The 26,792-nt window shown below is 38.4% G+C and carries 22 protein-coding genes; 9 read left to right on the top strand and 13 right to left on the bottom strand.

Features of this window, described 5'->3' with window-relative positions:
• Positions 1–137: 137 nt before the first annotated feature.
• The gene (locus tag J1905_RS02090; protein ID WP_214225514.1) at positions 138–791 is read left to right on the top strand and encodes an FkbM family methyltransferase; all 654 of its coding nucleotides are present in this window, start codon (positions 138–140) and stop codon (positions 789–791) included.
• A 77-nt stretch (positions 792–868) separates the two neighbouring features.
• Here J1905_RS02090 and J1905_RS02085 read toward each other — a convergent pair whose 3' ends face one another.
• Positions 869–2,035 (bottom strand): PepSY-associated TM helix domain-containing protein, encoded by a 1,167-nt coding sequence (locus J1905_RS02085; protein ID WP_214225513.1) that lies wholly within the window; start codon positions 2,033–2,035, stop codon positions 869–871.
• Positions 2,036–2,037: 2 nt separating this feature from the next.
• Positions 2,038–4,440 carry a TonB-dependent receptor gene (locus J1905_RS02080; protein ID WP_214225512.1) on the bottom strand — a complete coding sequence of 801 codons (2,403 nt, stop codon included), beginning with the start codon at positions 4,438–4,440 and terminating at the stop codon, positions 2,038–2,040.
• Between the two features lie 120 nt (positions 4,441–4,560).
• Between J1905_RS02080 and J1905_RS02075 the strand changes: the two genes are divergently transcribed.
• Positions 4,561–6,762, top strand: a complete 2,202-nt coding sequence (locus J1905_RS02075; RefSeq protein WP_214225511.1) for a hypothetical protein — start codon at positions 4,561–4,563, stop codon at positions 6,760–6,762.
• Between the two features lie 228 nt (positions 6,763–6,990).
• On the opposite strand, the gene J1905_RS02070 is transcribed toward J1905_RS02075, so the two are convergent.
• The 6 genes from J1905_RS02070 to J1905_RS02045 all read right to left on the bottom strand — a co-directional run bounded on the left by J1905_RS02070 (position 6,991) and on the right by J1905_RS02045 (position 11,802).
• Complete coding sequence (locus tag J1905_RS02070; RefSeq protein ID WP_214225510.1) at positions 6,991–8,076, bottom strand: acyltransferase family protein; 1,086 nt, start codon at positions 8,074–8,076, stop codon at positions 6,991–6,993.
• Between the two features lie 131 nt (positions 8,077–8,207).
• A complete protein-coding gene (locus tag J1905_RS02065) occupies positions 8,208–8,543 on the bottom strand; it encodes an SMR family transporter (protein ID WP_214225509.1) in 336 nt (111 codons plus the stop codon).
• Positions 8,544–8,545: 2 nt separating this feature from the next.
• Positions 8,546–9,430, bottom strand: a complete 885-nt coding sequence (locus tag J1905_RS02060) for an urea transporter (protein ID WP_214225508.1) — start codon at positions 9,428–9,430, stop codon at positions 8,546–8,548.
• Positions 9,431–9,587: 157 nt separating this feature from the next.
• On the bottom strand, positions 9,588–10,826 hold the full coding sequence (locus J1905_RS02055; protein ID WP_214225507.1) for an RNA polymerase sigma factor: 1,239 nt from the start codon (positions 10,824–10,826) through the stop codon (positions 9,588–9,590).
• Between the two features lie 95 nt (positions 10,827–10,921).
• Positions 10,922–11,263 carry a YciI family protein gene (locus J1905_RS02050; RefSeq protein WP_214225506.1) on the bottom strand — a complete coding sequence of 114 codons (342 nt, stop codon included), beginning with the start codon at positions 11,261–11,263 and terminating at the stop codon, positions 10,922–10,924.
• Positions 11,264–11,373: 110 nt separating this feature from the next.
• Complete coding sequence (locus J1905_RS02045) at positions 11,374–11,802, bottom strand: SRPBCC family protein (RefSeq protein WP_214225505.1); 429 nt, start codon at positions 11,800–11,802, stop codon at positions 11,374–11,376.
• 319 nt (positions 11,803–12,121) lie between these two features.
• On the opposite strand from J1905_RS02045, the gene J1905_RS02040 reads away from it, so the two are divergent.
• The 7 genes from J1905_RS02040 to J1905_RS02010 all read left to right on the top strand — a co-directional run bounded on the left by J1905_RS02040 (position 12,122) and on the right by J1905_RS02010 (position 20,474).
• Positions 12,122–13,429 carry a Gfo/Idh/MocA family protein gene (locus J1905_RS02040; protein WP_214225504.1) on the top strand — a complete coding sequence of 436 codons (1,308 nt, stop codon included), beginning with the start codon at positions 12,122–12,124 and terminating at the stop codon, positions 13,427–13,429.
• A gap of 19 nt (positions 13,430–13,448) precedes the next feature.
• A complete protein-coding gene (locus J1905_RS02035) occupies positions 13,449–14,159 on the top strand; it encodes a 3-keto-disaccharide hydrolase (RefSeq protein WP_250317964.1) in 711 nt (236 codons plus the stop codon).
• Positions 14,160–14,192: 33 nt separating this feature from the next.
• The gene (locus J1905_RS02030; protein WP_214225503.1) at positions 14,193–15,944 is read left to right on the top strand and encodes an ABC transporter ATP-binding protein; all 1,752 of its coding nucleotides are present in this window, start codon (positions 14,193–14,195) and stop codon (positions 15,942–15,944) included.
• Positions 15,934–17,694 (top strand): ABC transporter ATP-binding protein, encoded by a 1,761-nt coding sequence (locus tag J1905_RS02025; RefSeq protein ID WP_214225502.1) that lies wholly within the window; start codon positions 15,934–15,936, stop codon positions 17,692–17,694. Before J1905_RS02030 ends, J1905_RS02025 begins: the two co-directional genes overlap by 11 nt.
• 29 nt (positions 17,695–17,723) lie before the next feature.
• Positions 17,724–18,401, top strand: a complete 678-nt coding sequence (locus J1905_RS02020; RefSeq protein WP_214225501.1) for a response regulator transcription factor — start codon at positions 17,724–17,726, stop codon at positions 18,399–18,401.
• Entirely contained in the window at positions 18,398–19,651 is a 1,254-nt protein-coding gene (locus J1905_RS02015) for a sensor histidine kinase (RefSeq protein ID WP_214225500.1), read from the top strand. Before J1905_RS02020 ends, J1905_RS02015 begins: the two co-directional genes overlap by 4 nt.
• 70 nt (positions 19,652–19,721) lie before the next feature.
• The gene (locus J1905_RS02010) at positions 19,722–20,474 is read left to right on the top strand and encodes a phosphatase PAP2 family protein (RefSeq protein ID WP_214225499.1); all 753 of its coding nucleotides are present in this window, start codon (positions 19,722–19,724) and stop codon (positions 20,472–20,474) included.
• 11 nt (positions 20,475–20,485) lie between these two features.
• On the opposite strand, the gene J1905_RS02005 is transcribed toward J1905_RS02010, so the two are convergent.
• From J1905_RS02005 to J1905_RS01985, 5 genes are all read right to left on the bottom strand, one after another.
• A complete protein-coding gene (locus J1905_RS02005; protein WP_214225498.1) occupies positions 20,486–21,787 on the bottom strand; it encodes a DUF5690 family protein in 1,302 nt (433 codons plus the stop codon).
• A 27-nt stretch (positions 21,788–21,814) separates the two neighbouring features.
• Positions 21,815–22,975 (bottom strand): TIGR03364 family FAD-dependent oxidoreductase, encoded by a 1,161-nt coding sequence (locus tag J1905_RS02000; protein ID WP_214225497.1) that lies wholly within the window; start codon positions 22,973–22,975, stop codon positions 21,815–21,817.
• 2 nt (positions 22,976–22,977) lie between these two features.
• Positions 22,978–24,426, bottom strand: a complete 1,449-nt coding sequence (phnY, locus tag J1905_RS01995; protein ID WP_214225496.1) for a phosphonoacetaldehyde dehydrogenase — start codon at positions 24,424–24,426, stop codon at positions 22,978–22,980.
• A gap of 33 nt (positions 24,427–24,459) precedes the next feature.
• On the bottom strand, positions 24,460–25,701 hold the full coding sequence (gene phnA, locus J1905_RS01990) for a phosphonoacetate hydrolase (RefSeq protein ID WP_214225495.1): 1,242 nt from the start codon (positions 25,699–25,701) through the stop codon (positions 24,460–24,462).
• A gap of 445 nt (positions 25,702–26,146) precedes the next feature.
• On the bottom strand, positions 26,147–26,728 hold the full coding sequence (locus J1905_RS01985) for a helix-turn-helix domain-containing protein (RefSeq protein WP_173092306.1): 582 nt from the start codon (positions 26,726–26,728) through the stop codon (positions 26,147–26,149).
• Positions 26,729–26,792: the final 64 nt, after the last annotated feature.

Genomic DNA, 26,792 nt, shown 5'->3' with positions numbered 1-26,792 from the left:
GGTGGTCCATTTATCTGTTTTTACTTGCTAGTATGAGCCTCAAAATCGGCTTTATTGAAGTGGCTGAATAATCGTTTCCCTGCACTTAAAACCATTTTCCCAATTCAATTTTGAAAGAACTTATAAAACTATACACCATGATAAATTCTTTAAACAATATGTTTGCACAAGCGAACTTTGAATTAAAAAATTTTTTTAATATCAAGCACAAAAAAGTGCCCAAGTATTTGTTAAGGAAATTGAAAAAGGATATGATTGTAATTGATTGTGGAGCCAACATTGGCGAAGTTAGCTTCCCCTTAATTGATTCAGGTGCTAAATTGTTTTGCTTTGAACCCCACCCACTTGCATTTAAGAAACTAAAGCAAAGATTTGAAAATGTTGCAAATGCGAGTGTTTATGATGTTGCTGTTGGGGTATACGAACATAAATCAAAACTTTATAAACATATCAATTCAGATACTGATGAGCTAAAGTATTCAACAGGTTCGTCGCTATGTTCTTTTAAAAACAACGTTAATTCAGAAGAATACTATGAAATTAATGTGATAAACCTAATTGATTTCATTGTGTCACTCTCGTCAAAGGTTTTTATTCTCAAAATTGACATTGAGGGGGCTGAAGTTGAACTTGTGAATCACCTTATTGATAAAGAAGTGCACAAAAAAATCGATTATATTTTTGTTGAAACTCATGAAGAAAAGATGCCGGAGCTATTTATACCCACCAATGAGCTTAAATCAAAAATTAAGGAATTGAAAATCAGAAATATATATACTAATTGGACCTAAAGTTTTATTTGATGAAGTACATGGAATTTGATAATAAACCTTTTCGCTAATGCGAGCTTTTAGCTCGTATTTAATATTTACGCAAATAAGTCGAAATCTTTTTTTGGTTTCTTGCTTTTCTTTCCTTTGTTGTACCAGATCAAAAAACCGGTAACAGGCATAGCCGCACAGATTAATGAAACAAAGAAAGCAAGTAGTTTCGTCGGAATTCCTGCAAAAGCTCCGGTATGCAGGTCATAATTCATACTCTTGAATTTTTCGCCACCTTTTACATCTTGATCACCATATTTCATCAGCAGTTTGCCCGTATTACGATCAAAATAATGCCATTCGAACACATGTGTGCGATTTTTGGCAAGTCGTACTTGAACATCCATTGGATCCGTATTCTTTTCCCTAACTCTGATTGATAACACATCAGCTTGAGGATATACCTGAAAAAGATGAGCAATCGCACTGTCGGTCGTTTTCGGATGGTAGAATTCATTGGGCGTAGATAAAGGAATGATTCTTTTTTTAACAGTTTTTCCTCCGTTGGCTACAAATTGAACAGATTTGTCGGCCCAGGGAAAGGCGAAGACCAGACCTGTTATACAGATCAATATGGCTGGGATTAGGATGTAAAATCCTAATATATTATGTAAGTCATAGTTCAGGCGTTTTATTCCTACACTGCGTTTAAATATAAGGCCTTTCTTGAAAGCCTTTGCCTTCCATTTCCGAGGAAACCAGAGAATAAGACCACTTAGCAGCAGAACAAAAAAGCATAACGCTGAAATTCCTGTCACCATGCTACCCACTGCGTCGCCCAATAACAGGTTCATGTGTAGATTCAGTACCAGTTGAAAGAACTCATTCTTCGAGTCTTCTATGTGTACTATTTCTCCATTGTATGGATTGATGTAGACCCTGTAATAATATTTATAATAGTTCCAGTGTCCAATGGCTTTTTTATCGGTCAGGGAGGCCCTAAATACCCAAGTACGGCCTTTGGCGGGATAGATCTCACTCCGGGAAATTTTAATGTCGGGGCCTAGTGCCTTTTGTGCCCGATCGCGAAGTTCGCTAAAGTTTAAAAATTTAGGGTTTCCCTCAGTTTCGACATAATATCGTTTATGATAAAAGTATTCTTTCAGTTCATCTGAAAAAACGTTTATACAGCCGGTTATGCTAACAATCAAAACAACCAGGCCTGTAATCAGACCTAGCCATTTATGCATCCAGAAAAATATTTTCCGCAGCATTATTAAAAGTTATAAGAAAGGTTAAGACTCATAGTTGCACCATTACCACGCACATATTCTGCATCAATAGCCCGATATTGACTTACCACTGGATAGTAAGAACTGTTCAGAAGGTTCTCCACACCAAGTCCTGCAGACCATTTACTGTTAATCCGGTAGCCGGCCGAAAGATTGAAAAGACTTACCGGTTTCACAACACCTTCGCTATTAGCATACAAACCATTAGCGCGAACATCAAAACGATCACGACTTCCGGTATATACCCAATAAAGTTTCATGTCAAGTGAGCTTAATGGTCGGTAACCAAGGTAAGCGGTAGCTTTGGGCGGGGCAATGCGTAAGCCGTTCATATATACTTTTGTGCCACTTGCCTGTTCCGCTTTACCTTCTACAAATGAGTAACTACCTCCAAATGTCCACTGCTTACTAAAGTAAACATCAGCTGCAATTTCATATCCTTGTATGCGTTCCGGCTCGCGTTGAGGCACTAGAAAACCATCAATATCAACAAGGTTGGCACCTAATTTGGATGTGCTGATATAATAAGACGCAGTTAAATTGACAATACCAAGTCTGCTGCTGAAACCTGCCTCGTAATTATTGGTAATAATAGGGTCCGTGGCAATGCTCTCCAGTGTATTGCTAGTTGCACTTCTCAATATACGGCCCAATTCATTAATTGCAAATCCTTGAGAAAAACTCACAAAAGGATTGAAAATATCATATTTGTTGTATCGTAAACCTGCGTTGAAAGTAGTTGCATTATAAGGAATTTTACCTCCGCTTACCGCAATGCTGCCTTCACCATTGGGGCCTTTGGCGATAGTTTTGAAATCATGTACTTTAACGTCGGCATTTTCATAGCGGATTCCGGCCTTCAAAACGAAGTTGGTCATTATGTCCATTTTCATTTGGGCATATGGTGCAAGATTGAGCATGTTCATATCCGGAATATATACCCTGCCATCTGTAAGAATCTGGTTAGTTCGGTCATTTAGCAGATCGAGTCCATAAGTGAGTTCTCCGTTGCCGATGGCGCCCATCTGCCAGGGTGTGTTTAATGTTAAGCGAACACCCTTTTTGAATGACTGTATCTTCGTTTGACCCGGACCGTACCAAGCTGTTGCCTTTTCTACATACCTGTTCATAGAAACAAAACTATTGTAATAAGCCGAAATATCAAGGGAACTGCTCAAAGGCAAGGCATCGTTATGATAGGAAATTAGGGCATTATGGTTGTATGGCGTTCCTGCGGGTTCTCCCAGATCATCGCCTTTTTTGCCAACAGAAGGGCTTTCCAAGTATTTTCCTGTTACATTGATATAGTCACTGCTCTGCACACTTCTGAAGAGGTTGTATGAGGCGATAATCTCACTATGTTCGTTTGGCTTATAAGCTAATTTGATAAAAGTATTGTACAGTGAATTCTCGCCAAGTCCATCTGCCTGAGCATTTACGTTTCCTTTAGCGTCTCTAAGTACGCCAGTATAATTGTAAGTGCCGTTAACCACATAAGAGAACTTTTTTACCGTTCCTGAAAAACTTTGCGAAAACCTGTATCCGGCTGTATTTGATGGATGTACAAGGTTGCCATTTAGTCCAACGCTGGTTGTGCCGCTAAACGTTTTGTCTGCAACAGGTTTTTTAGTAATGAAGTTGATGATACCACCTGCAGATCCATTACCATAAATAGAAGTTGCCCCCTTAATAACCTCAACGCGCTCGATGGCCGCAGGATCAAGTGTACGGATGTCACGACTTCCGTTCATAAGTGGAGTAGATTGAGGAATACCATCAATCAACACCAGTACCTGACGGCCGCGGAGGGTCTGTCCAGAATTGGTTGCCTTATTACTGGAAGTTCCAAGACCCGGAACTGTATTTCCAAGTATTGCAGAGACTGAAGGGTTAACATTTAGCTGTTCCTTTACATCTCGAGCGGTAAGGATAGTTACAGAAGAAGGGACATCTTTAAGGCTCTCCGGTTTTCTACCAGCTGTAACAATGACTTCAGAGAGCGCATTTCCTATCTCAAGTACAAAAGAAACTTCGGTAGTAGTATCAGCAGTAAGTTTTACCTCTTTAGTTACAGTTTGATAACCAACCAGGCTAACACTGATACGATGGCTACCGACAGAAAGATCTTTGATCAGGAATTTACCTAAGTTGTCTGTAGGAGTGCTTTTTCCGCCGCTAACTACAACAGTTGCATATTTCAGCGGTTGGCCTTCTGTATCGTTAACTGTACCTGATAATGTAGCCTTCGAACCGTTGTTGTTTTGTCCGAATGAGATAAAAGGTGCGATAGTAAGAAACAGAGATGATAGAATCAGTAATAATTTGTATTTACTTGTTAATAAAGTAGATTGTTTTTGAGCATGCGTTTTGATTTGGGAATCTGGCATAGTTTGTTTGTGTAATAATTAAAACTGCCGGCAAAGGTATTCTTATTTAGATTTAATACAAACAACTTTAAGTGAAAACTTATTTTATTCTTCTTAATATTGCATATTAACCTTTCACTCATGGTCTACAAGAATAAACCTCTAACAATTGCAACTATCTTCGTTTTCTTCATTTTCTGTTCTTTTGGGCTTTTAGCTCAGGATACGACAAAGCCTGGAGGAGATGCCAATAAGGATCCTTTATTCTTTATGGATGGGAAAGAGATACTCAAATCTGGGATGAGTAATATAAATCCGGATGATATTGCTATGGTAACTGTTCTTAAGCCAGAATCTTCCAAGTCTTATGGCGAAAAGGGTAGGAATGGAGTTGTTTTGATTGAAACTAAAGTTCACTGCCGACAAATTTTTCAGAAGTACTTGTCATCAAAGTCGCCCAAGTATCAAGAAATACTTACCCGCAATGCGGGCGATCAAAAAATCCAATATATCTTAAATGGGAAAGTCTTAAAAAACAATTACGAAGGTGATCTTGCAAGCATTGCTGATAGTACATTTATTAGTGTTGATGTTATTGACGCTGCCGAATTAAAGGGGTATAATGTTTCAGAGATGCTATTTGGAGTGGTCATTAAAACTAAGGTTAAAGAGAAGCGAGTAATTAAAGAGGCTCCTAAAAGTAAATTTGAGCCTGAACTGTTAATTATCTCCCCTGGTAAAATTAGTTTTGATCCTTCAGCAACTAAGGCTATTGAAGAAAAAAATAAGGCGTTAAAACGAAACATTGATAATCAGGAACAACCAGATTTGTCAAATAAAAAGGATGAAAATATAAGGTTGATGAGACAAAGTGGCATTGAGTATATGAGAAAGCTAAATTTTTTTAACCAAATTCCCTTGTTTTGTCAAGACTACCTCGGCTATCGGTTTATCGAGCGTTTCCCAAATACGCTGATTCTTCTAAAAGATATAACTGCAGAAAATGGGCTAACTGATCTGGCAAAGATTGCCGTAGATGAGAAAATGCCTTATGTGCTAAGCTTCCCGTCTGCGCATGTCGCAAAAGAAAAGGGGAAATTTGTATTGCACCTTAAGGTGCAATTATATGAAGCTGAAAGCAATTCCTTAGTGGTGGATAAAGAATATACTGGTGATCAAATTAATCAGGGATTTGAATTTGCTTGTGATGGTTCTATTCAGTGCATTATTAATAACGCATTATCAGCTGCTCTACCAGATGTGATTCTCCAAATTGCATCAAATAATAAAACATTGCAGGACGAACGGATGTTAGCCCTAAAAAGGTTTGAGGTCATTAAAACCGATATCTTTTTAAAGAACTCAGATCCATCATTAATAAAATCTGTAATTGGTGAATCGGATAGTACAATCAATCTTCCGGATCTATATCAAACGTTCTATAATGATAATAAAAGTAAATTCATAGGTTTCTTATTTCGTAAAGTGGATAAGCAAAATCTAAAAGGTCTCTCGGATAGTAAGAAGGATCATAATGTGAAGATATTGTCAGGAAGTACTATTAGAGATAAGGATTTTCTGGATATCCCACAGAATTATGCATATATCATTAAAGGTATTTTAAGCAATGGCCTTTGGTACTATAAAAAAGATATGGTCACTTATTTTGAGGCAGAAAATGAAAGCGAAGGGAAGTTGAAGTACCTAAATAATTTGCAGGGTTGGGGATATTTTAAAGATGGCCAAACAGAAATTGATTCTGATTTTTGGGAAGGAAAGCTATTTGAGAAAATAGAGGATAAAAGAAAGCATCCAGACTGGGAAGATTACAAGGATATGTGGGAAGATGAAGAACGTGAAAACAGGAACTATATAGGGATGTATGAATTAGTTGCCGAGCGTTTAAAAGAAGAAAAAGCTGCTGCAGAAAAGGTGCTTAAAGATAGTATAGCTAATAATATCTTTAAGCCATTTTATGATGCAGCTATTAAATCAAAACAGCATCAAATTTCCGGCTACGAGTCTGCTTTGAAAGACTTTGTGTTAATTTATGATTCAAATAAAAAGGTTGTCATCAATCCAATAGAGGTTAAAGATGATAAAGGGGTAGTTACGGTAAGGTATTTTGTGATTCTTTCCGGCTCAGATGAAGTTTACGAATGGAATTATTTTCCGAGGTCTATAAAGAAAAAAGGAGTAATTAATAATAGCGTCATGGGAAATCTAGCTACAATTACCAAGTGGGACTATAGTTATGATACTTTGGATGATGAGCAGTTTTGGAATAATACCGTTTTATTAAAAGAAAACGGTATTTATCGATATTTAAAAAGCCTTAAATAGTCAGTTGGTGTTTAATTTACCCGTTTAGGAGTATTGGTCGGCATTAAGTCAATAAGAGATTGATAAAAGGTTGAAAAGACAATAAAATAAGAGTTTATTAGGCTATAGTCTAACCGAAGTCTGACTTGAGTCTAAGGTAAGTCTGAGTTGAGTCTGACATGTTATAGTGAAAACCAGTAACTCCAGTTTGATTTTGTGAAATTACAAATCAATTACCATTAACCTTTTTTAAGCTTGTTTTCTTTTACTGGTTAAATACTTTCTTACAGGAATGTCGTAAAATACCATTACCAGGTAGGCTACACCAAGCAGAAGGATAGTGCCAGTAATGATGATTATGGTTAGTTGTCCGGTTGCCGGTTTATACTTGGTGTAATAGTTTAAGAATATCCAGATCGCCGCATAATGCGTCATGTATAAAGGATAGGATATTTTACCGAAGAATATGCAGATCTTTTTAAGACCCTGCGATAGTTGGGCGCCAGCACCAAGAGCAATCAGTACAGGGAAATAAACCAATACCACCAATGGCTCTGTTAGCCAGTTCCAGGTAGTGAAGGGTACCACAAAAGCCAATGACAGCAAGATGGAAAGACCTATGAAGCCTAGTTTAGTTTTGATGATCCAGTTGAAACGGAAAATCAGCATGCCTGCTAAAAAAGAATAGGCTATACGGGCACCGCCATCCCAAAAGTTTTCACCAGCCCAGCCGCCCAATAGGGAGCCGCCGGCACGGTAACTTGCATAACAAAGTACAAATACGGAAATAAAGGCAAGAATCAGCAGGTAACGCCTGTGGAGTCTGGAAAGTACAAAAGCATACAGGATATTGGCAACATATTCCCAGAATAAAGACCAGGAAGGGGCATTGAGGCCGAAAAGATTAAAAGAACGCTCCGTAATTACCGGGAAAGGGATAAGTAGGATAGAGCATATGAAAATAAGTGCTACTTTTCCTGTACTATAAAGTTCCGAACCGCCACCAAATGGATCATATAAAAAAGCCAATAGTCCCATTACGGAACCTAATACAACCAGTGGGTGGAGCCTGATCAGCCTGGATTTGAAAAATTCCTTGATACCCATTTTTTGCAAACGGTCATCGTAAGCATAAGCAATCACAAATCCAGATAAGCAAAAGAAAAAATCTACTGCAAGAAAACCATGTGCAATGAAGTTATCGCCTGGAAGGTACACCATTTCCATAAAATGAAACACTACAATGGCAATTGCGGCTATCCCTCTTAATCCATCAAGTATTTCAAAATGCTGTTTAGTTTTTAGAATGTCGGAGCTTAATTGGTTTGTGTTCATTTATTACTTGTTTCTCTAACCGAAGCTAGGTTTTGGTTTATTTGTGTGGCGCCAAGATTACCAAATATTAACGATTCTATCAAATTTTTTGAGATAGTGTAATGGAAAAGAGACGTAGTTGGCGAAAAACCCTAATGGCTTACGGCTTTAGAGAATACATTGATAACAACTACACCACAGATAATTAGGATAATACCAATTATTGCCGGAAGATCGAGTTTTTGCTTAAACAGTAAAAGACCTACTACAGAGATCATAACAATGCCAACTCCCGACCATATTGCATAGGCAATGCCGAGATTGAGCTTGTTGAGGCTAAGACTCAAAAAATAAAATGCTGTTGCATACCCTATGACAGTTAAAACTGATGGCACTAGTTTGCTGAATTGGTCGGATGCTTTTAAAGCCGATGTTGCAACAATTTCAAAAATGATAGCAATGAATAAAAAAAGGTAGGTTTTTAACATTTCTAGTCAGTTATAGTTTGTTCTAATCTTTGTTTGATGTTCAAATTTTTAACCGCCAAAGTAATGCAGGTGGCGGCTACAAAGGGGAATGTAAGTTGAATAAAGTTAAATTTATTCATTAAAAATGCAATAAATACCGATAGTATTACCGCGACTGCTGCCCAGGCGCCATCTTTGGGCTTGTCGCCGGCAAAAACGATGGCACATAAAACGGCATTGTAGCTAAATAAACCCATCTCGATGGCTTCTGTAGGTGCAGAAAATAATGCAGATATAGTAGCGGCCAATATTGCTCCCGCAATTCCGTAAAGTGCAGAAATTGGTGAGTTGATAAATACGGCTATAAAGAAAATAATGCCCGAAATGGCGCTTCCTTGAAAAATAACCTCACCGTAACCTCTTAGCGCAAATGTGAAATCATTGGTGATGTGTGTTTCGGCGGTTAGCAATTCAGGAGCCGCAATTGGATAAATATGATGAAAAATATAGATAAACGTCCAGGTAACCAGAACAAATGGAAGGGTAAAAACGGGTATTTTTTTAACAATACACCAGTGCTGTATTATAGTTGCCAAAGCAGAACCAATTACAATGGCTATCCAAGTAATAATAACCGGTTTAAAGAACAGTATAAGTGCTACACCAACCAGAGCTGCACTAAAACCGTATAAACCTTGTTCAGTTTCCTTTTTGTCGTATCTCAATACTTTGGCTGTAAGGGTACCAGCCAAAACAGCTAAAACCGCACCTAAACCCATAAGGATAGAACCATAAAAGATACCAAGTAAGAAAAGTAGTCCGGTTAATGAATTCTCCTGAAGCATAATCTGACCAACGCCTTTCAATAATGTATTCAAAAAAGGTAGTTTTCGTTCCAATAACTCCATAGGTAGTTTAGTTTTAAATAAGTACAATAAGGTATAATTGTGCTGTGGTAAATTAAGATGTCTTCAAGATTAAAAATATTAAAATTAAATCATTCTTTTAGCCAAAAATGAGACTAATTAATAGTTAATTAAAATATTTCTAGAAATGTAGAGTGCTTTAAAGGGCATCGAGGTTGCTTATGCTTCTGGCTATAACCGTTTTATCGGCTTTAGATTTAGTCAGTTTTAAAGCCGTTTGAAAATGAGAACGAGCTATAGCGTTGTCAATTCCTGTATATAAATTGCCCAGGAGCGCATGATATAAATGATTATTGCTCAGATTTAGTTTCTCTGCGGCTATAATTGCGTCGTTTTTGCCATTGGCTTTTGATAACGCGTAGGTTCTGTTTAAGGCTGCCATTGGAGAGTATTCTAACTGCAGCAACTTATTATACAGTTGCAAAATGCTTTCCCATTTCTCTTCTGTGTCTTGCTTTAGGGTATGCCAATAGGCGATGCCTGCTTCCAAATGGTATTTGGAGAGTTTGTTTCCTACAGAAGCATGGTTTAAAAAGTATTGCCCTTGTAGAATGAGCTCTGCATTCCAGAGATTTTCATTCTGATCCTGATAAAGGATGGTTTCTCCGTTTACGTTTACCCTTGCCTCAAAGCGTGAGGCATGAAAGCACATTAAGGAAATTAGCGCGTTTACGGCTGGTTTGTTGGTCGATTTATTTTCAAGTAATAGGTTTGTTAGGCGCATGGCCTCCAGACAAACGTCTTTTCGTAAGGTTATATCCTTTCCTGATGAGTAATATCCTTCATTAAAAAGAAGGTATAGTGTCCTTAAAACTACTTCAAGCCTGTCTTCAATTGCTGATGGATTGGGGAATTCTATCTTAACCTGCTCTTCTCTAAGTTTTTCTTTAGCCCGGAACAGCCTTTTGTTAATCACCTCCTTGTTGGTTAAAAATGCGGTAGCTATTTCATCAATTCCAAAACCGCAAAGTACACGGAGTGATAAACTGATCTGGGCTTCAGAAGAAATGGAAGGGTGACAAATAGCAAACATCATTTGCAACTGACAATCTGTAATGTTCTGTTCAGATAAATCAATCTCTAATTCTTGAATTTCGGAAGTGCTGTTTTGAATTTGAGGCATGATTTTTTGTTCGAAAAGGGTATTCCTTTTCAAATAATCTTTAGCCTTGTTTTTTGCAACGGTATAGAGCCAGGCAACAGGGTTTTCAGGTAAACCTTTTATTCCCCAGGTTTCGGAAGCCAACAGAAAAGTATCGCTGGAAATGTCTTCTGCAATTTCGATATGCTCCAGTCCAAATATTTTAGTGAGTACGGCTGTAAGTTTTCTGTACTCTGATCTAAATAGATGTGGTATTAATTGTTCTGATTGTTCCATAACGAAACTATGATGAGTTTATCCATTTAAAATTGAAAAAGCCTCTGCAAAGTACAAAGGCTTTTCATTTTTTAAACTAATCGGGGGATTATAGTTTACAAAGGATTAATTGCTCTAACTTCTACACTTCCGCCAAATTGATAGATAGGACAGCCTTTGGCTATTTCAGTAGCATCTTCTAATGATTCTGCCCTAATAAGTGTATACCCTCCAATGGCTTCTTTAATTTCCATGAATGGCCCATCGGTAATTACATTTCCTGGTTTTATGGTGTTGCCTTCAGAGCTTAAACGGTTACCTCGGTCAACAAGTTTGTTCTGTGCTGCAATACCGCCAATCCAATCCATCCATTGTTTAGTTTCGGCCTGCATTTCATCAGGTGAACCTTTATGCACAGCCTGATAATCATTTCTAAATACAAATAAGAACTCTTTCATTTTGTTTAAATTTTAATGGTTAAAAACAGATGACGATTGTAATCTCCGAAACTGGACATCACTAAGTTATTTTTTTAATCATTAAAAAGAGATGTTAATTACATATGTTATTATGCGTTTGTTTCTGTATAAGTTTTAAAGCTGTTAAGAATTGCTTGCCAGCCACTTTTTTGCATTTCAATAGGATTTTCAGATTCTGCATCAAAGGATTCCGTTACTGTGGTAGTATCACCATTATTGGTAAATTGAATTTTCACTTTTCGGTCATCACCAAGAGTATATGCAATTAGCTCATTGGTTTTAACCTCATCGTAAACACCGCCAAAGTCGAAACCAAAACTTCCGTCTCTCGCTTCCATGCGTGATGAGAATGATCCACCCACCCGCAAATCGTTTTCGGCTTTAGGAGTATGCCAATCTTCAGATGCGCTATTCCATCTAATAATATGTTCAGGGCTAGTCCAAAAGTTCCAAACTTTTTCTACCGGTGCATTTATTGTAGCTTCTATTGTAATTGTTGTTTTTTCAGTTGTATTCATTTTGTTTAATTTTTAGGGTTGTTGTTTATTCTTTTGATGGTTTAAAAACAGTTAATTAATTAAATGGTTGTTGATGTTTCAAAATTGCAACGAAAAAGCATAAGGCAGGGTGTGTGCAAACGACAATGTAAGGGGGAATATACGACAAAACCTTTGGCGCTTTTATGTCTGTTTTTAGGTAACCTTTTTGTGAATAACATCATCTTTCAATAACTTCAATTAAATTTAGTGGAAAATACTTTTGTAATAAATTAACTGTATTTTTATTTGACACTACTCCTGTTAAGGAGAACACACTCAACCAAATGAACCAATTATCATGACTAAAATTACAATTCCAAATTTAACAGATCGAAGATCATTTTTAAAGAAATCGGGGCTGGTACTGGTTGGAAGTACATTGGCTTATCAATCTGGCTTTGCTTCGCCATTGTTTTCTTCCGCTAAATCTAAACTTAAAGTAGGATTAATAGGCTGTGGTGGTAGAGGTACAGGGGCTGCGGCGCAAGCTTTGCAGGCAGATCCTGATGTAATCATTACAGCAATGGCTGATGTTTTTGAAGATAGACTTGATGGAGCATACGCTGCCCTTGTAGAAATTGGAGGTGATAGGGTTAAAGTAGATAAAAAGAATAAATTTATAGGGTTTGATGCTTATCAGAAGCTGATTGATTCTGGTGTGGATGTAGTATTGCTTACCACTCCACCGGCATTTAGACCAGACCATCTAACCGCTGCTATCCATGCAAATAAACATGTTTTTTGTGAAAAACCTGTTGCAGTTGATGTACCGGGTATCCGCAAGGTTTTAGATGCGGCAAAGAAAGCTCGCGAGAAAAATCTTTCTCTGGTATCTGGTTTTTGTTTCAGGTATGATTTGCCAAGCAGAGCTACTTTCGGAAGAATTTTAAATGGAGATTTGGGAGACATCAGAACTGTTTCTACGTTTAGAAATGGTGCTGGAAACTGGTCAAATCCTCGTCAGCCGGGCTGGACGGATCTTACTTATCAAATGCGCAACTGGCATTACCATAGTTGGCTTTCGGGCGATTTTATTGCAGAACAAGCTGTGCATAGCCTCGACCTGATGTCCTGGGCAATGGGTGGAAAGATGCCGATAAGTGCGACTGGTACTGGTGGTCGACAAGTTCGTGTTGATGAGATTTTTGGTAATATATATGATCATTTTGCCATCGAGTTTGAATACGCAAACGGAGCTAAAGGATATCATTTCTGCAGACAGCAAGAGGGAACCTCCCATCGCAATAGCGTAGACGTATTGGGCTCAGATGGAAATGCCATTATTAATGTAGGTAGCAAATACGAAATAACCGGAAAGAACAAATGGTTGTATAATGGAGAGAAAAACAATATGTACCAAACTCAACATAACGAGATGTTTGCAGGCATAAGAAGCGGAAATCCAATAAACCAGGGTGATGAAATGGCAAATAGTACCATGTTGGCTATTTGGGGACGTATGGTTGCATATAGCGGACAAACGCTCACATTAGATCAGGCAATGAAATCTACCGAAACACTAGGGCCTAAAATAGAAGATTATCATTGGGATCTTAAATGGGAAGATCATCCTGTAGCTTTACCTGGTATCACCAAAGTAATTTAATAAACATACCTTGATAGATATGAAAATATTAACTGGAATAGGTATGGCCTTTCTGTGCGTTCTGTTTTGTAAACCATCATTATATGCGCAGTCGAAACCCCTTAAATTTGGAACCGAATTAAAGTTTGAGCAAGCAACAAGTGGAGGTAAGGCTAAAGGGGAAGCTATCAATTGGATCAATGTAAATACGGATCCAGATACCTGGAGGGTAGAAAAAGATTTACTCATTTGTAAGGGCAAGCCTATAGGGGTTATGCGATCAGAAAAATTGTATGAAAACTTTATACTTCAGGTTGAGTGGAAGCACATGGAAGCCGGGGGTAATTCGGGGGTGTTTGTATGGAGTGATGCTAAACCGGGAGCAGAAAACCGTTTACCCGCCGGGGTAGAAGTGCAAATGCTTGAGCTTGATTGGGTAAATCAAAATATTTCGAACGGAGAGAAACCTCCTATTGCATATGTTCATGGTGAACTTTTTGGAGTTGGAGGTGTGCAAACGGTTCCCGATAATCCAAGGGGCGAACGCAGTAAATCTGTAGAGAATCGCTGTAAAGGAAAAGGTGAATGGAATAGCTATACGGTGGTTTGTGTAGATGGAACTATTAAATTATCGGTAAACGGAAAGTTCGTAAATGGGATAAGCAAATCAACCGTAAAGAAGGGATACCTGTGTATGGAATCTGAAGGGGCAGAGATTCATTTTCGTAATTTAAAGATAACGGAGTTATAGTGTTGAAAAAAAATCCCAACTTCGTATTTGAAAATGAAGAATTCAGATACTCAGGTTCCAAAACAAAAAGTTAAGCAAGGTTCAAGCATTTTTAGCTTGCTTAAACCGTATTCAGGCCTGATTACTTTGTTGATCTTGTTTGCATTGCTAAGTAATGGTCTCAATCTTTTGATACCAAAATTGATCGGTAGTGGTATCGATGCTTATAGCGCAGGTAATTTTTCTTATAAAACAATTGCTACAGAGTTTATAATTGTAGTACTCATAATCTTTCTGTTCAGTTTCTTGCAAAGTATAATGCAAACTTATGCCTCAGAAAAGGTAGCAAGAGACTTAAGGACTCGCCTTGCAGATAAAATATCAAAACAAAGCTTTGCTTACATACAAACCACCAATCCATCGCGGTTGCTTACCAATCTTACTTCTGATGTAGATTCTATAAAGCTGTTTGTATCGCAGGCCATTGTTTCCATTGTATCTTCTTTGTTTATCATCATCGGAGCAAGTATTTTGTTGCTAAGCATCAACTGGAAACTTGGTCTAATCGTAATGGCCATTATTCCAATTATCGGAGGTACGTTTTTCATTGTTCTCGGTAGGGTACGCGTGCTGTTCAAAAAAAGCAGGGAAGTAATCGACTGGCTAAACAAGGTAATCAATGAAAGTATTCTTGGGGCAATGCTAATTCGTGTAATTAATTCGCAACAACTGGAATATGATAAGTTTTTTGAGGCTAGTAATAAGGCTAAAGACATTGGACTTTCAATTTTGAGGTTATTTGCCTGGCTAATCCCTATAATCATATTTACAGCAAATATGGCGGGTTTAATGATTCTGGTATTAGGCGGTCATTATGTAATTAATGGCAGAATGAGTTTAGGTGATTTTGCTGCTTTTAACAGTTATCTGGCTTTGCTTATTTTCCCAATTTTGGTAATAGGCTTTATGAGTAATGTAATTGCTCAGGCCACAGCTTCATACGGTAGGATCGGCGAAATGCTCGAAAGACCCGATACCCTTGAAACCGGGCAATTGGATGCGAATTTAACCGGAGTTATAGAGATGAAGGACGTCAATGTTAATTACGGTGAAAAACCGGTATTAAAGCAGATTGACTTCTCTGTAAAACCAGGGTCTCGTACCGCAGTTATCGGCCCAACGGCTGCCGGTAAAACACAATTGCTTTACTTACTTAGTGGTTTAATTAAACCTGATAGTGGAACTTTAACGTTTGACGGACATCAGATTGATGAATATAAAAGTGAATCTTTTTACCAAAAGCTAGGTCTTGTATTTCAGGATAGTATCCTGTTCAATATGAGCATTCGGGAGAATATCACTTTTAGTGAAACGGTAACTGATGAATCTTTGCAAAGAGCAATTGAAACTGCTGAGCTAAAAGATTTTATGGACTCATTGCCTGAAGGCTTAAATACTAGTGTTTCCGAACGTGGGTTGAGCCTTTCGGGTGGACAAAAGCAACGGATTATGCTGGCGCGTGCATTGTCTATAAACCCAAATGTACTGTTGCTCGATGATTTCACGGCAAGGGTCGACAATCAGACTGAAGCCCGCATACTCGAAAATATCCAACGCAATTACCCCAATTTAACGCTGATCTCGGTAACGCAAAAAATAGCTGCGGTAGAGCATTACGAACAGATCATTTTGCTGATGCAAGGTGAGATATTGGCTGCTGGAACCCACAAAGAGCTTATGAATACTAGCCCTGAATATGTACAGATCTTTAATTCACAAAAAAGCACCAGCAATTATGAATTATAATCTGAACACATTAGCCGAGCAGGAGAAAAAAAGCTCATCATGGACAGGCCTTAAAAACCTGTTGAATCTGGTATCGGAAGAGCGGAAGCGTATTTTTCTTTCTTTGTCGGCCATTCTTGTTAGTGCATCGCTTAACCTTTTAGGCCCCTTTTTAATAGGTTACACCATAGATCATTATGTGCAAACCGGAAAATATCATGGTGTATTGGTATTCGCTGGTATTTTATTGGGCATGTATTCCATCGCTTTTGTAAGCAGTTACCTGCAAACGCAGTGGATGGGAGGAGTAGCGCAACGTGCCATATTCAAATTAAGAAACGTAATCTTCAATAAAATTCAGCAGTTACCAGTGGCATTCTTTAATGAAAACAAAGCTGGTGACCTAATATCAAGGGTTAATAATGATACTGATAAACTGAGCCAGTTCTTTTCTCAGGCATTGATGCAATTCATCAGTAGTATCATTACTATGGTGGGCTCGGGAGTGTTCCTGTTGTCTATAAATATTAAACTCGGACTAGCTACTTTGGTGCCTGCCCTAATTATCCTAATATTTACAAGAAGTGTTTCGCCTTGGGTAAGGAAAAGAAATGCATTAAGTTTAAAAAGCTCGGGTGGATTAAGCGCCGAGATACAAGAGAGTCTGAATAATTTTAAGGTTATAATTGCCTTTAACAGAAGAGATTATTTCAGAAAGAAGTTTGATGTAGCCAATCAGCATAATTACAAAACTGCGATGGTTACGGGAATGGCAAACAACATGTTCTTGCCTGTATTTGGATTATTCTCTGCTTTGGCGCAATTAATAGTGTTGAGCTACGGGATATATCTGATCACTGAATCAGAATTTAGTATAGGTTTGTTGGTCAGTTATTTAGCTTACTCTACTAACTTTTATAACCCATTGAGACAGCTTGCTGCTTTGTGGACAAGTTTCCAGGTGGCGCTTGCAGGTTGGGATAGGATCTCCAGAATGTTATCGCTTGAAAGTAATTTGCAAATTGCCAATAATATTGATATAAAAGTTTCAGATTCATTGCTTGAATTCAGAAACGTACATTTTGGCTATACCTCCAGCAATGAAATACTTCACAATGTGAACTTTAAGTTGGAGAAAGGAAAAACATATGCGCTGGTAGGACCAACAGGTGGAGGTAAAACCACCACAGCATCTATTATGGCCCGTTTGTATGATCCCGTTAGTGGGCTAATTCTGTTAGATGGAAAAGACATTAAATCTTATACACCCGAAGAACGAAGCAAGAAAATTGGATTCATCCTACAGGAACCCTTTTTGTTTACAGGAACGGTTAGAGAGAATATCTTATACGGTAATGAACAATATCATCAATATGATCAGGAAAGTTTCTTGGCCGTAATTAAAGCTACTGGATTGGAAGGGCTACTCTCTGTATTTGAAGATGGGGCTGAAACAAAGGTGCTCTCTTCTGGCGACAGCTTAAGTCTGGGGCAAAAACAGTTGATCGCTTTTATGCGGGCGGTACTTAGAAAACCTGATTTACTAATTCTTGATGAGGCAACAGCCAATATTGATACGATAACAGAAAGGCTACTAGGCGAGATATTGGATAAATTACCCAAAGAAACTACTTTGGTGATTATTGCTCACCGTTTAAATACCATTGAGAATGCTGATGAGATCTTTTTCGTAAACAGTGGAGAAGTAACCAGGGCAGGATCATTCCAAGAAGCTATGGATAAGCTTATTCATCATAAGAGGAAAAGCTAAATTTCATTTAATTTTTTAACATCTCCAGAATGAAGATATTACTGATAGAAGATGAAAGCTCATTGAGTGAAAGTATTATCACTTATTTTACGGAGGAAGGTAATATTTGTGAAACTGCAATGGATTATAAATCGGCAATGGAGAAAATCAATATTTATAATTACGATTGTATTCTCTTAGATCTTACCTTGCCGGGAGGCGATGGAATGGAGATTCTGCGTGCCATCAAAAAGATCAATAAAAAGGATGGCGTACTCATTATTTCTGCAAGGCACGCATTGGATGATAAGCTTGATGGCTTAAATCTTGGAGCGGATGATTACCTCGTAAAACCTTTCCACTTGTCGGAACTTAAAGCAAGGGTAACTGCCATAGTGCGCAGAAAAAGTTATGATGGTAGTAATATCATCACCTTTAATGAAATACAGATTGATACTCAGGCGATGAGCGTTAAAACAGGAGATAGTGTGCTAATCCTTACCCGTAAAGAGTACGATTTGCTGGTTTATTTTATTGCCAACAATAGCAAGGTAATTACCAAAAGTGCAATAGCAGAACATTTGTGGGGAGATGAGATTGACCTGTCGGATCATTTCGATTTCATTTACACACACATTAAAAACCTAAGGAAAAAGCTGGTAGAAGCAGGCTGCAAAGATTACATCAAATCTATGTACGGTGTCGGCTACAAATTTGAGAACATATGAAGCTGGCCACAAAATATAACAGGGTTACCTTAATTGCCTCCATTATTGTGTTTGTATTTACCGGGGTAATTTATTATTCGGTAATCCATTATATTCTAACTGATAAGCTGGATAGGGATTTGGCTATTGAGGAGGATGAAATTGCAGCCTATGTAAAAACCTATGGTAAATTACCGCAGGCAGGTAGCTTTAAAGAGCAAAAGGTAAGCTATCACCTCATTGATCCTGCTCATGATTTTGAACGCCGTTATTTCTATAATGATTATTTTAATGAGTCAGAACAAAGGATAGAACCTGGGCGAAGCCTCATCAGAACAATAGAAGTAAACGGGAAGCTATATTCTGTTACTGTAACAAAATCCAGAGTAGAATCAGAAGATCTGGTCAGAATAATTTTTCTAATCACGCTTAGTATAACTATTGTGCTACTGGTAACATTGTTGTTAATCAATAGGTTTGTGCTCAATAACATATGGAAGCCTTTCTATGAAATCCTATCGCAAATGAAGGCCTTTAATCTTGCTGATAAAAACGATATCCAAATAGAGCCAACCAAAATTGATGAGTTTACAGAGCTAAATGCTGCGGTAGCCTCAATGTCTTTACGTGTAAAACAAGATTATAGGGAGCTAAAGAGTTTTACCGATAATGCTTCTCATGAAATGATGACCCCATTGGCTGTAATCAATTCCAAATTGGATACTTTAATTCAAACAGAAACGTTCAGTGATTCGCAGGGCGAACTGATTGGAGATATTTATGTGGCAGTGGGTAAGTTATCCAGACTCAACCAATCTTTATTGATGTTGGCTAAGATTGAGAATAATCTAATTGGGGATCAGGAAACAATAGATCTTGATGAATTGATCAGACAAAAAACAAGACAGTTTCAGGAGTTGCTTCAATCACAGGATATCAACCTGAAAACAGAACTAGCCGGTAAGCAGATTAATATGAATAAGCACCTTGCTGATATGTTAATCAATAACCTACTCAGTAACGCCATCCGGCATAATTATAAAGGTGGCGAAATCTATATTCATTTAAATGAAAAGGAGCTTTCCATTAGCAATAGTGGCTCAGATGATGAATTGATTGCCAGTAAAGTTTTTGAAAGGTTTTATAAGAATGCGGCATCAGAAGGTATGGGGTTAGGGCTTGCTATATCTAATCAAATTTGTAACTTATATCATTTTAAGCTCAATTACGCTTATCAGGATACGAGACATGTTTTTAAGGTTAGCTTTTAAACAAGGGAGAGCTTCAGAGTTGCTCCAAAATTGACACATAGTTTTGATAAAGAATTAAATAAATAAGATAATGTTTAAGATGAAGTACGGCTTTTTACTTGTCCTTTGTTTACCATTTTGTGGTTTCGCACAATACGCTAGTCAAACCGATTCGCTACCCCAGAAAAAGAGTACTTTAAAAGTCGCACCTTTCATTATTCCAGCTGTATTTCTTGCGTATGGAGCAATGGGAGGAGGCAACAACTTTGTGCACGATCTTGATGTAACTACACGAAACGAACTGCAGGAAGATCATCCGTTCTTTTCTGTACATGCCGATAATGTGATGCAATATGTTCCCGCGGCGGCTGTTTATGCTTTAAACCTATCGGGAGTAAAAGGCCGTCATAATCTGGCCGATGCTACTGGTATTTACGCAATCTCTTTCGGGTTGATGAAAGCCTCTACACTTATTGTTAAATCTACTACACACAGACTTCGTCCAGATGGTAGTACCAACAATTCATTTCCTTCTGGCCATACTGCAACATCGTTTGCTGCGGCCGAGTTTTTAAAGCAGGAGTATAAAGATGTATCGCCTTGGATAGGTTATGCAGGGTATGCGGTTGCGGGTGCAACAGGTGTTTTCAGGTTATATAACAACAGGCATTGGGTTAGCGATGTAGTAGCAGGAGCAGGGTTTGGTATATTATCAACTAAAATAAGTTACCTGGTGTATCCGCATTTAAAAAAGCTGATAATGGGTAAACAGGCAACTAATTTCAATGTAGCACCATTGTATCAGAATAAGGCCTTTGGGTTTTCGATGTCGGGGCAGTTTTAGACAGAAATGCACTAAACTCTCCTGTCTAAAACGCCCGTAATTGGTCCTTTAATGCCAATCTTACGATTAAAAAATATAGATACCATTACCATTAATACCAGGCAAACCACGGTAAGCGCATAGCTGAACCGAATCAATACGTTACACCAGCTTAAATCCCTCATGAAAAACTCTTTGTAAAGCAATAAGAGTACGCTTCCGAGGTATCCTACAGAGTCACAGATGTATACAAAAAAACCTGCGTTAGCTTTTATCTTAAATAAAGCAATCATCCTATCAAACAGTACCACCTGGATAGGCGTGTAAGCTAAAAACATACCCATGCCTACCAGTAACATCCACCAAAATGGGCTGATTAGATGCATTTGAAAAAACAGCGTGCTGGTACCGCTAAGTAGTAAACCCAGGGCAATCAGGTATTGTGTAGCCCAAAATCCGCGGATGTTATTGCGTATCATCGAAAGGCTTCCTATGGCAATCAATACGATAATCCCCGAAATCGATTCTGTTAACGAAAGTACACCTTTATCCCAGCCACTATCTATTTCATTCCAGATCTCCACGGAGAAATTGTCTCTGAAATCCCTCATGGTGGTCAGCATCATATAAATCAAACCAATCCCAAAAATTGCGAACCCAAATTCTGCCATTACTGAACGTTTATCCTCTGCATTCATTGGCAAACGCTCAACACGTAGTATTTTGTCCGTTTCAGTAGGGTCGGGAATCACCGAAAGCATCCACACAAAAGTGAGAAAGAGTGGTAAAAAAAGTATCCCCATCAAAGCTGGCATCCAGAACTCAGATACCATAGGTAGCCATTCATGTATCATGAAATAAATGGTTTTAATCATGCCCGACGAAAAGATCAGGCTAATGCTCAATCCCATGGCTAGTGTTTCAGTAAAACGCCTGCCTTCCAGGTAGCTAAACACAATTCCCCAAACCATGCCCAGGGGGAGGCCATTTAAAAACAGAAAAAAGAAATTGTAAGGCTGAGGCATGGCACCAAAAAGAAGCAGTGCTGCCTCAGCAAAGAGGATAAGGCAAACAATGAGTTTTTTTCTGCCCGTTGCCTTAAGTTCCGAAATCACCTTAATGCCTACAAATTTAGAAAGCGTATAGCCTGTAAGTTGTGCAATTATTAAAATGGCTTTATAGTCAAGATTCCAAAGTGTGATATCTGTATAAGTTCCGTTGGTAAAGGGCTTTCTAAAAGCGTACATGCAAAAGTAAGTGCCAAAGGCGGCAAGCATGCACCAGATAATGAAGAAGAGTTTCGAGTTGGCCAGTAAATGGTTTATTCGCTTCATAAGGAATGATCTAGGAGTTGAGTCTTTCTAGCTGTAAATCTTCTTTATACTTGCTTCCGCGTATCCTGCCGAAGAGGTCATCCCTTTTCCGCCTATCGCAGTGCGGATGTGTATTCGGTCGTCAATATCATATTCCACAATATGTTTGCTATCGTGCTGAGGATAAAAACCAGCCCAGGTTGATGCTATCTTGCGTACATCAAAGCTTACAATCTCTTGCGCTGCCTCCAGCATTAGTTCATTGATGTGACTATTAATACCAAAACCCAGATCATCGGTGTGGTCTACATCAGCATATTCATGAGAATCACCAATAATGATAGAGCCATCAACTGCTTTTTTAAACAAGATGTGAATTCCCCATTTCTGACATTCCTTATAATGCTCAGGAGTAGAAATTCCTGCATATGATGGACATTCCTGGAAAGACTCGTACCGGCGGATAGACAATCCTGTAAGAATATTTCCTTCCAGTTGCACCTCTGGCATCGGTACGGTTTTCATCATTTGTAGTTTGCTCAAAATGATGCCACTTTCTCTAAACAGGTCTGTAAATAACAATTTAAACTCACCTCCATTGCAAATAATAGCCTTTTCTGCGGTAAATACCTGTTTGTTGGCAGTAGTAATTTCTACTCTGTCTCTAATAACAACACAATCTAAAACTGCTGTCGATGGCATGTAAGTAAGCTTTGGGTATTTCGCAACAGCATATTCAAGTAATTGGTAAATCAGTTTGTTGGGCTCTACACTTACTTCCTGCGGAAAGAACAATCCTCCTTTACAATATTCTCTTTTTAATGAAGGCCATTTTGCTAAGCAGTCGTCAACAGATAACAGATTGGCTTCATAATCAATTGCATTCATTCGTTCTTTTAGCTCATGTAGCAACTGGGTTTCGTCGTCGTCAGAAGAAAGATAAACAGTTCCATTGTTGCGTACGCTGATGTCGGCTTCCTGCTGAATTTCCTTATAGAGTTCAGTTGATCTTCTGGCGTAATTAAACCAGTCAGACGACATGCCTGATACCACTGCCTGTCCGAAATTCCGTACTGTAGCATTTACCGGGTACTGATCCTTTTCAGTAAGCAATACCGTTTTACCTAACCTTAAAGCGTGTAACGCGTGGAAAGTGCCTAATATGCCGGAGCCCACCACTATTAGATCATATTGAGTATTCTTTGTCATAATTACCAGGGCATTGAAAATGTTTTTACATACGAGAAGCACTTAATGGCCTCAATAACTCCTTCTTTTATTCCTAAGCCAGAATCTTTAATCCCTCCAAATGGAGAGTTTTCTATGCGGTATCCTGGTACTTCATTAATGTTTACTGTACCTACTTTTAGCTCTTTTACAAAACGGATGGCATGCTCCATATTTGTGGTAACCACTCCTGAAGATAAGCCAAAAGCGGTAGAATTAGAAAGTTTTATTGCATCGTCTATGTCTTTAAATGTCAGAATAGGAGCAAGTGGGCCAAAAGATTCCTGAACTACCATTTGTGCGTCTCTAGGTACATTGGTAATTACGGTTGGCTCCAATAGAGCGCCTGAGCGTTTGCCGCCAAGAAGAACTTTAGCACCATGTGCGACTGCTTTCTTTACTACACTTTCAAGATACATAGCTGATTGCTCATCTATAACTGTCCCAACTTTGGTTTCAGGGTTTGAAGGATCGCCGTAGGTATATTCTTTGGCTTTCTCAACAAAACGTTTGGTAAATTCTTCTGCCAGATTTTCGTGTACCAGAATACGTTTTACTGCGGTGCAACGCTGACCGGAGTTTCTGAAAGCACCTTCGGCGGCAAGTTCAACTGCCAAATTAAGGTCTGCATCTTCCAAAATAATCAAAGGGTCGTTACCACCAAGTTCAAGGATCACTTTCTTATAACCGGCAGTCTTAGCTATCATTTTACCCACAGCAACGCTACCGGTAAAGGATACCACATCAATTCTCGGATCTTGAACCAGTATTTCTGAAACTACTTTGGTATCTCCTAAAAGCACACTTAACATATATGGAGGCAATCCTGCTTCATACAACAACTCTACAAAGCGAATAGCGGTTAAAGGTGTTTTTTCTGATGGTTTTAAAATTACCGGAGTTCCAGCTGCAAGGGCAGGAGCAATCTTATGTGCCACCTGATTTAGCGGATGATTAAATGGGGTAATGGCTACTGCGAGTTTTAGAGGCTCAGTAGTAGTAAATATTTTGCGTTGTTTACCATTAGGCGAAATATCGCACGAGTAAATCTGTCCATTATCTTTAAGGCATTCTATTGCTGCAAACAGAAGCACATCATGTGCTCTGCCAATTTCATAAGTGCTTTCAGATATGCATAAGCCAGATTCGGCGGTAATCAGTTGCGCAAATTCTTCTTTTCTTTCTAAAAGTAGTGTTCTGGCTTTATCAAGCACAGTATATCTTTCAAAACGGGTCATTGCCGGGCCAGCTTTTAAAGCGGTTTCAATGGCGTTATTGGTGTCGTTTAAGTCAGCTGTTTCGACTGTTCCTACAAGTTCACCATTGTAAGGATTGTGCACAGCTAGTTTGTTGCCCGATGAAATAGGCTTGCCGGCAATTAGGGAAGCTAATTTTAAAACTTTATAAGTGCTTATTGTATTTACGTCTTTCATTTTCTAAGTAAATTCAGGGTGACGGTGTGTTACTCAATTAGTGCCATTAACAGTAAAATCGAACACGTCGAAATTGCGGGGGTCGCCTTGCGTTTTCATTTTGTACGTCGCATTTAGCGGATGAGAAACTACTAACGGAACCATTTCCTCATACCTGCCGCCATGTGAACGCAATGTGCCATCCAATGCTTTTAAATCGTGATGTGCGGGGGTTTTACCGACTACCACATCACGGGCCGATAATACAAACAGATCACCTGTTCTATCTAAAGGTTGTTCAAGTATGCGACATCCGGTTTCTTTATCGTAAACCTCCGTAATTCCATCTTGTACAGCTAACCAGTTTTTCACTTCGTTAACCTTCGAAGTATCATCAACATGAACAGCAACGTAAGAACCTAAAGCGCCATGGTGTTTTACATAAGGATCTGTAATCGGACAAATCACTCTAAAACCGCTGCCGAACTTCTCAGTAAGCATGGTCTCAATAAACAATACATTAGGAGTACCATCAGCTTTAATCTTTGCATTCATGCCATGATCAGCAGTAGCGCCGATAATTGCACCTAGCTCAAGCATTTTGCCTAGCTCAACATCCTGCGCTTCATAAAATGCCAATGATTCTTCCGTATCAGGAGCATAAGTGTGTTGCATATAGTCAGTTAACGATAAGTATAAGAAATCAGCCATGCCATTTTCAATTAACGCAACACCAGCGCGCAATACAAATAAACTGGCTTCAGCACTGTAAATAGCTGGGGTTTTGTGACCAATAACCTGCTCTGCATTTTCAATACCATGCGTATCCAGTTTTGCCTGATCTGCTTTTTCAGCAGAGAAAGCAATGCCGTTTAGTTTATAAGAAAGGATGTCGCGCAGTTTTTCTTTTGCAGTAACTACAGCAACCTTTCGGCCTGCATTTGCAGCCGCAGCAAGCAATGTTTCTGCTCTAAGGTATTCCGATGAGTTCATCATTACTTCCTGATCTTTTGCTGTATCATAAAAGAAGTTACCACAAATGCCATGCACAGCAGGGCTAACGCCTGTAACTATCGACGAGTTATTTACATTGGTAAATGAAGGTAATGCACCACGTACCATACCTCTGTAACCTTGCAAAGCCATCTTTTTAAGATTCGGCATGCGGTCGTGAGCCATCGTAGTGTCCAGGTATTCATCGGCAGAACCATCCATGCAAATTACCACGATAGGTTTTGCCGGTGGTGTATACGTTTTACCGTTAACTGAAAAGGGTTGAGTTGATATATTGTCCATTATTATGTTGTTTTTCTTACTTAAATATTTTTAGGTAGATGTGCTGTGTTTGATGGTTTAGAATAATTTAATGAAAAGAGCCGCTTTTAAACGGCCCTTAACCTAATAAACTAACCTTTATTTTTGGCGCATAGCTGTTAAAGCTAATACAAGAATGATATTTTGGGGAGCAGCAATGCTGATTATTTTCATATTTAAAAAGTTTATAATTACTATACTATTGTTTAGTATATATACAAATGTAAACACTTTATGTAAAGAAAGTGTTAATAAATGCTAAACTTTTTAATTTATAATTTTAGGCAATAAATTACTTTAAAGTTACTTTTTGTAATTTATTTTTTATCTTATAGGTGTAAAATAAAAACTAGTAGTTAATATAAGCTTAGGGGTGCAGCTTTTATATTTAGTGCTTATAAACTCAGGAAAGATGGGTGGGTAGTAATTAGTCGTTTGTGATGAAGTAATAAACCACTAACATAATTGCATCAGAGTCACCAACGTTGGATAGGTTGTGGCCTAATCTTCCGTCAAAGAAAATAGAGTCGCCTTCTTCCAGAATGTAGTTTTTGTCCTCAATCAGATAGTCTACTTTTCCTTTTATCAGGTATTTGTATTCAAAAGCGTCAGTGGTTACCATTTTATTTCTGCGGGCACCTTTTTTTAGTTCCAGCAATACAAAATCAACAGGGCCACCGTGGATGTTGCGCGCAAGTATACGTTGGTAATTGAAACCTTTTGCTGTTTCTTTTTTGAGCGGCTTGTAGTCGGCGGCACGAATTACGAAAACCTTTTCCGGACTATTGGCAGGGGAAATGTCTTTAAAGAAACCAGTCAGATCAAGCTTTAAGGAGTGTACAATGTTCATTAGCACCGGCAACGACGGAATAGTACGGTTGTTTTCTATTTGAGAAATCAATCCTTTACTTACGCCGGCCCTATCAGCCAGTTCTTGTATGGTAATGTTCTTTTCCTTACGTATTTCTTTTATTCTGTAACTAATTTTTAAGATAATGTCGTCTTCCATAGTTTGGCGTTTTGTTCAAAAGTAAGCAAAATTTGTAATGATCTTTATGCTTTATGTATCCCCG

This window comes from Pedobacter sp. B4-66, from assembly GCF_018492665.1.
GTDB lineage: Bacteria > Bacteroidota > Bacteroidia > Sphingobacteriales > Sphingobacteriaceae > Pedobacter.
This window is presented reverse-complemented; position numbering and strand designations above follow the sequence as displayed.

Bases quoted from the DNA above. Each gene is read 5' to 3' on its own strand.
- J1905_RS02090 (WP_214225514.1), top strand. From the start codon at position 138: ATGATAAATTCTTTAAACAATATGTTTGCACAAGCGAACTTTGAATTA.
- J1905_RS02085 (WP_214225513.1), bottom strand. From the start codon at position 2,035: ATGCTGCGGAAAATATTTTTCTGGATGCATAAATGGCTAGGTCTGATT.
- J1905_RS02080 (WP_214225512.1), bottom strand. From the start codon at position 4,440: ATGCCAGATTCCCAAATCAAAACGCATGCTCAAAAACAATCTACTTTA.
- J1905_RS02075 (WP_214225511.1), top strand. From the start codon at position 4,561: ATGGTCTACAAGAATAAACCTCTAACAATTGCAACTATCTTCGTTTTC.
- J1905_RS02070 (WP_214225510.1), bottom strand. From the start codon at position 8,076: ATGAACACAAACCAATTAAGCTCCGACATTCTAAAAACTAAACAGCAT.
- J1905_RS02065 (WP_214225509.1), bottom strand. From the start codon at position 8,543: ATGTTAAAAACCTACCTTTTTTTATTCATTGCTATCATTTTTGAAATT.
- J1905_RS02060 (WP_214225508.1), bottom strand. From the start codon at position 9,430: ATGGAGTTATTGGAACGAAAACTACCTTTTTTGAATACATTATTGAAA.
- J1905_RS02055 (WP_214225507.1), bottom strand. From the start codon at position 10,826: ATGGAACAATCAGAACAATTAATACCACATCTATTTAGATCAGAGTAC.
- J1905_RS02050 (WP_214225506.1), bottom strand. From the start codon at position 11,263: ATGAAAGAGTTCTTATTTGTATTTAGAAATGATTATCAGGCTGTGCAT.
- J1905_RS02045 (WP_214225505.1), bottom strand. From the start codon at position 11,802: ATGAATACAACTGAAAAAACAACAATTACAATAGAAGCTACAATAAAT.
- J1905_RS02040 (WP_214225504.1), top strand. From the start codon at position 12,122: ATGACTAAAATTACAATTCCAAATTTAACAGATCGAAGATCATTTTTA.
- J1905_RS02035 (WP_250317964.1), top strand. From the start codon at position 13,449: ATGAAAATATTAACTGGAATAGGTATGGCCTTTCTGTGCGTTCTGTTT.
- J1905_RS02030 (WP_214225503.1), top strand. From the start codon at position 14,193: ATGAAGAATTCAGATACTCAGGTTCCAAAACAAAAAGTTAAGCAAGGT.
- J1905_RS02025 (WP_214225502.1), top strand. From the start codon at position 15,934: ATGAATTATAATCTGAACACATTAGCCGAGCAGGAGAAAAAAAGCTCA.
- J1905_RS02020 (WP_214225501.1), top strand. From the start codon at position 17,724: ATGAAGATATTACTGATAGAAGATGAAAGCTCATTGAGTGAAAGTATT.
- J1905_RS02015 (WP_214225500.1), top strand. From the start codon at position 18,398: ATGAAGCTGGCCACAAAATATAACAGGGTTACCTTAATTGCCTCCATT.
- J1905_RS02010 (WP_214225499.1), top strand. From the start codon at position 19,722: ATGTTTAAGATGAAGTACGGCTTTTTACTTGTCCTTTGTTTACCATTT.
- J1905_RS02005 (WP_214225498.1), bottom strand. From the start codon at position 21,787: ATGAAGCGAATAAACCATTTACTGGCCAACTCGAAACTCTTCTTCATT.
- J1905_RS02000 (WP_214225497.1), bottom strand. From the start codon at position 22,975: ATGACAAAGAATACTCAATATGATCTAATAGTGGTGGGCTCCGGCATA.
- phnY (WP_214225496.1), bottom strand. From the start codon at position 24,426: ATGAAAGACGTAAATACAATAAGCACTTATAAAGTTTTAAAATTAGCT.
- phnA (WP_214225495.1), bottom strand. From the start codon at position 25,701: ATGGACAATATATCAACTCAACCCTTTTCAGTTAACGGTAAAACGTAT.
- J1905_RS01985 (WP_173092306.1), bottom strand. From the start codon at position 26,728: ATGGAAGACGACATTATCTTAAAAATTAGTTACAGAATAAAAGAAATA.